The following is a 7,432-nucleotide window of genomic DNA, read 5'->3' as shown; positions in this document are numbered from 1 at the left end:
TCACGTACGAGGTCGCAAGCGAGCCGAAGCCGCGTGGTTGCTCGCACTCGTCGCCCACAACCTCCTGCTCGCCATAGCGCAAGGCTGGTTCGACGAGTCGGAAGGCTCATTTCTTCTCACGCCCTGAGTCCTCACGGGCTCACGGCGTGAGCGCGGTCCAATCGCTGTTGGGCACGGACACCGAGAAGTTGTATGTGCCGTTGGTCCAGCACAGGCCGTAGGGGCCCAGCTGGGTGCTGTTGCTGGTGGTGAGCGCGGGCCAGGCGCTCACGGTGTAGATCTGGATGCCAGAGGCGCGCACGCGCGGGAACGCGGGGCAGCGCTGGGCCACGTCCATCAGGTAGTGCGACTCCCACATCGTCCAGCCGGTGGCGAAGCCGGAGTTGCCGCAGATGGGCGTCAGCTTCTCCTCCCAGAGCCCCAGGGTGAAGTTGTAGAGCAGGCCGTGCGCGCAGCCACTGCCGTCCTTGTAGGCCTCCGTGAAGTAGCGCTCCTCGCCGTCCAGCACGCGCACGTACTTGCCCTTCCACGTCGCGTCCATGCCCTCGAAGGTCTGCCAGCCCGTGGCACCGTCGAAGCCGCAGTGGTCCCAGAAGCCGTGCGCGTGCGCCGTCGTCGCCATGCCCGAATAGCGCCAGTGTGCCGTTACCGTCTCCACGCACACGTTGCCCGCCGGCATGTGCGTGGGCGCATAGATGGTCGTCCCAATCGCGTTGTCCGGGATGACCAGGTCCGTCTGCGCGTCGTTGGCCGCGAAGATGCCCTGGCCCTGCGTCACCCAGAAGCCCCGGTCCCCGGAGCCCGGGAAGATGTCCGGGATGGGAACGCGCGGACGCGGCCGGCTGGCGCGCTCCGGCAGCCGCGCCGCCACGCCCTTCAACACCTCGTTCGCCTGCGGCTGGGTGTTGGGAATCGCCCGGCCGTGCACCGACTCGTCGAAGGGCTCCGGCGCCGCCGTCAGCTCCTGACCCTCCGGCACCGGCACGCCGTATGGCAGACGGGCCGTCGCGTCCTCCGCCAGCACCGGCGCGCCCACGAGCCCCACCACCACCGTCACGGCCTTCCACGACGTTCCACGCATGAGATGTCCCTCTCCAGTTGGAGTTGAGAGGGATTAAAACAGCTTAAGCAGTAAAAATAGCAATAGTGGATTATCGTCGACCGAGCAGATCCAGGATGCGCCCCTCGCGCAATGTTTCATCCGCGACACGCGTGAGGGGCAGGCCCACCGCGATGACATCCCGGGGCCGGGTGCGCGTGAGCCATCCCAGCCAGGCGCAGAGCGCGGCATCCAGCTGGTCGTGTGTGCACGTCCCCGAGTCCTCGAATCGCAGTCCGGATGCCTCCAGCAGGGCCTGTCTCCGTGCACGTCCCTCCGGCGTGGACTTTGCCCCCAACTTCTCCACAGCCAGCGCGCGCCAGGTGGCACCGGGGAAGGCTTCGAACAGGCGCGCGTGTGACAGCGACGGCGTGTCCAGGTCCAGCATGGGCACCCGGGCATGGGCCCGCAGCGCGGCGAACAGCAGCACGCTGCCGCGCACGAAGCCCGCGAAGGGCGCACCGGGCATGGGCAGCACGTCCGGGGTTCGGCCCGGGGCGCGCAGCTTCCGCTCCGCGTCCCGCACCTTCGCGCCGGGGTTCGCCAACGCCTGCGGCCCGTCCACCACCACGACGTCGCCGGGCCCCACGGCGAAGGCCTCCGCGAGCGCCTCCGGGTCCAGCCCGTACCGCTCCCGTGCCGAGGGCCAGACGCGCTGGGAGAAGCGCACGCGTCCGTCACCGTCCACGATGGCCTCGTCCACGGGGCGGGGCGCGCGAGCGAAGGGGTCCGTCAGGTCCCAGCCCACGAACCGGTGCGCGTCCGTCATCGCGTGTCTTCCTGCTGCGGGATTGCGCACCGGACGTTAAGAGGGGCCGCCTTCACTTCCACCCAAGGTGACACGCACATGCACTACCGTCCGCTGGGCCGCACTGGCCTGTTTGTCTCTGAACTGTGTTTCGGCGCCATGACCTTCGGTGGCGAGGGCTACTGGAAGAACATCGGGCAGCAGGGCCAGTCGGAGGCTGACGCGCTGGTGGGCCGGTGCCTGGACGCGGGCATCAACTTCTTCGACACCGCGAACGTTTATTCGTACGGGCAGTCGGAGGAACTGCTCGGCAAGGCGTTGGCGGAGAAGCGTTCGCAGGTGGTGCTGGCCACCAAGGTGCGCGGCCGCATGGGCCCGGGCCAGAACGAGACCGGCCTGTCGCGCTACCACATCTTCGACTCCGTGCACGCGAGCCTGAAGCGCCTGGGCACGGACCACATCGACCTCTTGCAGATCCACGGCTACGACGTGGCCACGCCGCTGGAGGAGACGCTGCGCGCGCTGGACGACCTCGTGAGCCAGGGCAAGGTGCGCTACCTGGGCGCGTCCAACCTGGCCGCGTGGCAGCTGATGAAGGCGCTGGGCCTGAGCGACCACCGCGGCCTGTCCCGCTTCGAATCGCTGCAGGCCTACTACTCCATCGCCGGCCGCGACCTGGAGCGCGAGCTGGTGCCGCTGATGAAGGACCAGCAGGTGGGCTTGATGGTGTGGAGCCCGCTCGCGGGCGGCTTCCTCTCCGGCAAGTACCGCCGCAACGCCGAAGGCCCCGAGGGCGCCCGCCGCACCACCTTCGACTTCCCGCCCGTGGACCGCGAGCGTGCGTACAACGCCATCGACGTGATGGATGAGGTCGCGAAGGAGACGGGCACCACCGTGGCGCGCGTGGCGCTCGCCTGGCTGCTGCACCAGCCGCACGTAACCACCGTCATCCTCGGCGCGAAGACGCAGGCCCAACTCGAGGACAACCTGGCCGCGTCCGAGCTGCGCCTCAGCGCCGAGCAACTCGCGAAGCTGGACGCCGTCTCCAAGCTGCCTCCCGAGTACCCGGGTTGGATGGTGGAGCGTCAGAACGCGGACCGCTTCCCGCCGGCCCGCTGAGCGGTTGCTCACGGAGTCCCACGCATGCGGAGTTTTCCATCATCGCTGGATGGACCCGACCTGACGCGTCTCAACGACGCACCGTGTGAGCGCGGTGCTTTCGTATTTACAGCCCGTCGGGGATGGCAGGCGTGGCGGGACGCGGGTTCCCCTGCGAGTCCTGCGGCGAAAGCGACGCTGGGTGTTTGGGATTGGGACGGGTTCCCGATATCTTGGGGACTGCGAAGCGTTCGGTCACTCGAGCGCGTTCCATGGGGCCCACGCGCCTGTCCGACGGCACTCCGGTGTGGTCGGCATCCACGTGGAAGGTAGGACGGTCGCCCGGATGACCTTGGAGGTCCGGTGTGCGGCGTCTCTTTTGCTTCGTGGGGGGCCTGTCCGGGCCCCGGGAACTCCCCGGGGCCCGGCTAACCTTTCCCGGTACCGCTGCTAGTTCGAGGCGTCGAGGCGCGAACCGCCGCTGACGTCCACGTTGGAGTTCTGGGGCCGCTTCGACAGGCGGATGATGCTGCCGCCGGAGGCGTCACCGGAGACGCTGGCGGGGGCATCGGCCTCCACGATGGAGCCGCCGCTGGCCTCTACCTTCAGGTCGGTGATGCCCTGGAGCTTCTGGGCGTGCACCTGCGCGCCGCCACTGGCCTCGGCCTCCAGCTGCGTCGCGCGGCCGGTCAGCGTGATTTCGGAGCCGCCGCTGGCCTCGGCCTCCACCTGCTTGGCGTCCACGCCGCGCACGGTGAGGACGGAGCCGCCGCTGGCCTCGGCGTCGAACTCGCCGGACGCGGTGACGTCCGCGTTCATGTGGCTGCCGCCGCTGGCCTCCAGGTGGTCGATGCGGGGCGAGGACACGATGAGCTTCACCTTGCCGTTGAGGCCGCTCCAGCCCTTGCGCTCCACGCGCGTGGTGAGGATGCCGTCCTCCACCTCCAACTGGAGGCGGGAGAGGTTTTCAGGGGAGCCCTCCAGGCGGACGGACTTGGGGCCCACCTTCACCTCCGCGTGCATGCCGTGACTCACGGAGACGCCGTGGAAGTCCTCCACCTGGCGCGTCTCGCCGGCGCCCTGGGAGGGCCGGGTTGCGTCCTCCGCGTGGGCGGTGCAGGCGGAGGTGACGAGGCAGCAGGCGGCGAGCAGGGACAGCGAGGACATCCTCATGGGCGGCTCCGGGCGAGGCGCGAGGACGTGGGAGCACGTCCCGGCGGAATGCCTCGGGTACGGAGGACCCCAGCGGATGATTGCGTGGCAAGGCGCGAACTTGTCCGACAGCCGGACAGGTTCAGGGACTGTCCAGCATCTCCAGGGGGACCCGGACGGAGGTGACGTCGTCGGGTTTGATCTCCACGAGGAGCCTCAAGGGGCGGCCGGTGCCGTCCATGAGCTTCAGGGTGTGCCTGCCCACCGGGAGGGCGACCTTGTTGAGAGGCGTCTCGCCCAGGGAACGGCCGGCCAGGGACACGCGGGCGGAAGGTTCCGTGACCAGGGTGAGGAAGCCCTGGGGCGCGGCCGCTTCGGTGGCGCCGTCATCCGGGGCAGGGAGGTCGGCATCCGAGTCGTCGACGGGCGCGGCGGTGCGGGACTTGCCGCGGACTGGAGTGGCCGTCGGGTCGCTGGCGTCGCGCTTGCCGGTCTTGCGGACAGGGGTGCGCGTCTTCGCCTTCGGGGCCTGGGCGTCGTCGGTGGCGGTTTCGTTGCTGGGAGGCGGCGGGTCCGAGGGCGCCGTTTCCGTGGGAGTCGCGGGGTCGGCGGGAGGCGTGACCTGGGCGACTTCCGTGGAGGGTTCCGGTGAGGCGGGTTCGGTGGGGGCGGGCTTCTGGGCCCCGGGCTCGGAAGGGGGCGGTGGAGAAGTTGTGGATGAGTTCGTGTCCGGCTTGCGCGAGAGCACGGAGCTCCACAGCGCGGACACGCGACCGCCGTCGAGTCCCAGGGCGACGGTTGTGCCGAGCCCCGCGATGGCGAGGAACACGATGCCGGCCGCGATGAGCCCGCCCTTGCCTCGGCGGGGGGCGGGGGCATCGGCGAGGAAGTCGTGCGGTTCGGTGGGGCGGCCGGAGGCGCGCGCCGGGGTGGAGCGTGCGGGAGGCGAGGACTGCTTGCGGCGGGAGGACGGGGAGCGGCGGACCGCGGGCGTCTTCTCGGGGGCCTCTTCGGGAGGCTTGGACGGCACGCGGGAGATGGCCGTCTCGCTGTCGTTCAGCAGGGCCTGCGGCGCGGTGTGGGGCTGGGTGACGCGGAGGCTGTCCTGTGTGGCGGACCGTGAGGGCCGGGGACGGGAGTCCTCGGAGCTGGTGTTCGAGGCGTCACGAGGAGGGCGGGGACGGGAGTCTTCCGCGCCGTTGTGCGAAGCATCGCGGCCCGACCGGGCACGTGCATCGTCCGCGGATCCGTTCGAAGCATCACGGCCAGACCGAGCACGCGCATCGTCCGCGGATCCGTTCGAAGCATCACGGCCAGACCGGGCGCGTGCATCGTCGGCGGATCCATTCGAGGCATCGCGGCCAGACCGCCCGCGCGCGTCCTCGGATCCATTCGAGGCATCGCGGCCCGACCGGGCGCGTGCATCGTCGGCGGATCCATTCGAGGAATCACGAGGAGGGCGGGGACGGGAATCCTCAGCGGACCCATTCGCGGCATCCCGCGCGGAGCGGGACCGCGCATCCTCACCGGACGCGCTGAAGGCTTCACGCGGCGGTTTCGGCCGAGCCTCCTCGGGAGGCGCGTTGAGGGCTTCGCGCGGCGGACGGGGCCGCGAGTCCTCGGCGGATCCATGGGCCGCATCACGTCCGGAGCGCTGCCGTGCATCGTCCGAGGCTCCAGACCGGGCACGGCCTTCCTCGGACTCCCGTCCACCCCGGGCGCGAGGCTCGTTGGGCGGCGGCACGAAGGCTGGAGGCTCCTTCGCATGGCGCGCCTTCGGCTCCTCGGGAGGCTGCGTGCCCATGCGCGACAGCGGCGTGAGGATGGTCTCGCTCTCGACGTGGCCGGGGGACGCCGTCACGGGCGCCGTGATGCGCAGCGACGAATCCAGCATCACCGGAGGCAGGGCCGGCTGGGTGCGCACGCCCGGTTCGGAATCGTCGGGCTGCGCGGACATCTCATTCGTGGGCGGAGGCGGCCGGAGCGGCTCCGTGGGAGGCGACACCCGGCGCGAAGGAGGCATCGCCGCGGGCTTGCGGACCGCCACCTCTTCCGTCGTGTTGCGGCGGCCCCCCGCGGCGGCAGCGGGAGCCGGCGGCGCCTTCGCCGGAGCGGGTGCCTTGGCAGGCGCCGCGGGCGCGCGAGGCGGCAGCGTGGAGGAGATCTGCGGCAGCGGACTCGCGGGCGGAAGCGTGGCCGGCTCCGGGACCTCTCCGCCCCGGGCGAGCACCTGCGCCACCTGCGTCTCGCTGGAGGTTCCGTCCCCGGTCGACTGCCCGCTCATGAGCAGCAGGCGGGTCTGGTCGCGGCGCTCGGTGAACAGCCGCAGCATCAACTCGCTGCTCTGTTCGGGGTGCCAGATGCGCTGGCCCACGGCGCGCTCGATGGCGCGGGCGAACTCCAGCGTGGTGCCGTAGCGGTCCTCGCGCCGTTTCGCGAGCGCCTTGAGGACGATGGCGTCCAGCTCCGGCGGCACTTCCTTGTTCACGCGCGAGGGCGGAGGCACGTCGCCGCTCAGCACGGCGTTCATCATGGCTTCGGCGCTCTTCGCGTAGAAGAGGCGCATGCCGGTGAGGCACTCGTGCAGCACCACGCCCAGGCTGAACAGGTCGCTGCGGGCGTCCAGCGGGTCGCCCATGATCTGTTCCGGGGACATGTAGCCGCTGGTGCCCTTCACCATGCCCACGGCGGTGCGGCCCGCGCGCGCCAGGCTCTTGGCGATGCCGAAGTCGAGCAGCTTGGTGACGCCCTCGTACGTCACCATGATGTTCTTCTCGGCCACGTCGCGGTGGACGACGGGCGAGGGCCGGCCCAGCGGGTCGGTGAAGCTGTGCGCGTAGTTGAGCGCCACGGCCGTGTCGCGCACGGCCATCAGGCTCAGGCCCATGGGGATGGGCTCATGGGCGGTGCGGCACGCGCGGGCCACCTCCACCAGGGTGGCGCCCGGGACGAACTCCATGGCGAGGAACAGCTCGCCGTCCGCCACGTCCAGGTCGTACACGTGGGCGATGTGCGGGTGGTTGAACGCGGCCGTGACCTTGGCCTCGTCCAGGAACATCCGGACGAACTCCTCCTCGCCGCGGATGTCGGGGAGGATCTGCTTCAGCACCACCATCTTGCGGAAGCCGGCCAGGCCCTTCTGGGCCGCGAGGAAAATCTCCGCCATCCCGCCTGTCGACAGGCGGCAGAGCACCTCGTACTTGCCCAGCACCCGGCCGCGGAACCCGTCCGGGGTGAGCGTCAGCGTCGTCCCAGCCATTGAAGGGGTCCGACTCTACACCGGTGCAGGCACCGGCGCGAAAGGCCCGGACCCCCGTTTCTGGCCGGATGCCAGG

General features: G+C 70.5%; 5 protein-coding genes. 1 reads left to right on the top strand and 4 read right to left on the bottom strand.

Features of this window, described 5'->3' with window-relative positions; genetic code table 11:
• Positions 1-139: 139 nt before the first annotated feature.
• On the bottom strand, positions 140-1,081 hold the full coding sequence (locus D7Y04_RS44740) for a hypothetical protein (protein ID WP_158627682.1): 942 nt from the start codon (positions 1,079-1,081) through the stop codon (positions 140-142).
• A 70-nt stretch (positions 1,082-1,151) separates the two neighbouring features.
• A complete protein-coding gene (locus tag D7Y04_RS41305) occupies positions 1,152-1,868 on the bottom strand; it encodes a DUF429 domain-containing protein (protein ID WP_120599968.1) in 717 nt (238 codons plus the stop codon).
• Positions 1,869-1,946: 78 nt separating this feature from the next.
• Between D7Y04_RS41305 and D7Y04_RS41300 the strand changes: the two genes are divergently transcribed.
• Complete coding sequence (locus D7Y04_RS41300; RefSeq protein ID WP_120599969.1) at positions 1,947-2,966, top strand: aldo/keto reductase; 1,020 nt, start codon at positions 1,947-1,949, stop codon at positions 2,964-2,966.
• A gap of 429 nt (positions 2,967-3,395) precedes the next feature.
• Here D7Y04_RS41300 and D7Y04_RS41295 read toward each other — a convergent pair whose 3' ends face one another.
• Both D7Y04_RS41295 and D7Y04_RS41290 read right to left on the bottom strand, forming a co-directional pair.
• Positions 3,396-4,118: a head GIN domain-containing protein gene (locus tag D7Y04_RS41295; RefSeq protein WP_120599970.1), complete on the bottom strand. Its 723-nt coding sequence runs from the start codon at positions 4,116-4,118 to the stop codon at positions 3,396-3,398.
• A gap of 121 nt (positions 4,119-4,239) precedes the next feature.
• Complete coding sequence (locus tag D7Y04_RS41290; RefSeq protein ID WP_121762907.1) at positions 4,240-7,356, bottom strand: protein kinase; 3,117 nt, start codon at positions 7,354-7,356, stop codon at positions 4,240-4,242.
• Between the last annotated feature and the right edge of the window lie 76 nt (positions 7,357-7,432).

It is taken from the genome of Corallococcus sp. AB038B, assembly GCF_003668955.1.
In the GTDB taxonomy this organism is placed as follows: Bacteria; Myxococcota; Myxococcia; order Myxococcales; family Myxococcaceae; genus Corallococcus; species Corallococcus exiguus.
The sequence above is the reverse complement of the archived record's forward strand: the minus strand, read 5'-3'. Positions and strand labels throughout refer to the sequence as shown.

What these genes read in the sequence shown, in the direction of transcription:
- D7Y04_RS44740 (WP_158627682.1), bottom strand. Translation starts at nt 1,081, where the DNA reads ATGCGTGGAACGTCGTGGAAGGCCGTGACGGTGGTGGTGGGGCTCGTG.
- D7Y04_RS41305 (WP_120599968.1), bottom strand. Translation starts at nt 1,868, where the DNA reads ATGACGGACGCGCACCGGTTCGTGGGCTGGGACCTGACGGACCCCTTC.
- D7Y04_RS41300 (WP_120599969.1), top strand. Translation starts at nt 1,947, where the DNA reads ATGCACTACCGTCCGCTGGGCCGCACTGGCCTGTTTGTCTCTGAACTG.
- D7Y04_RS41295 (WP_120599970.1), bottom strand. Translation starts at nt 4,118, where the DNA reads ATGAGGATGTCCTCGCTGTCCCTGCTCGCCGCCTGCTGCCTCGTCACC.
- D7Y04_RS41290 (WP_121762907.1), bottom strand. Translation starts at nt 7,356, where the DNA reads ATGGCTGGGACGACGCTGACGCTCACCCCGGACGGGTTCCGCGGCCGG.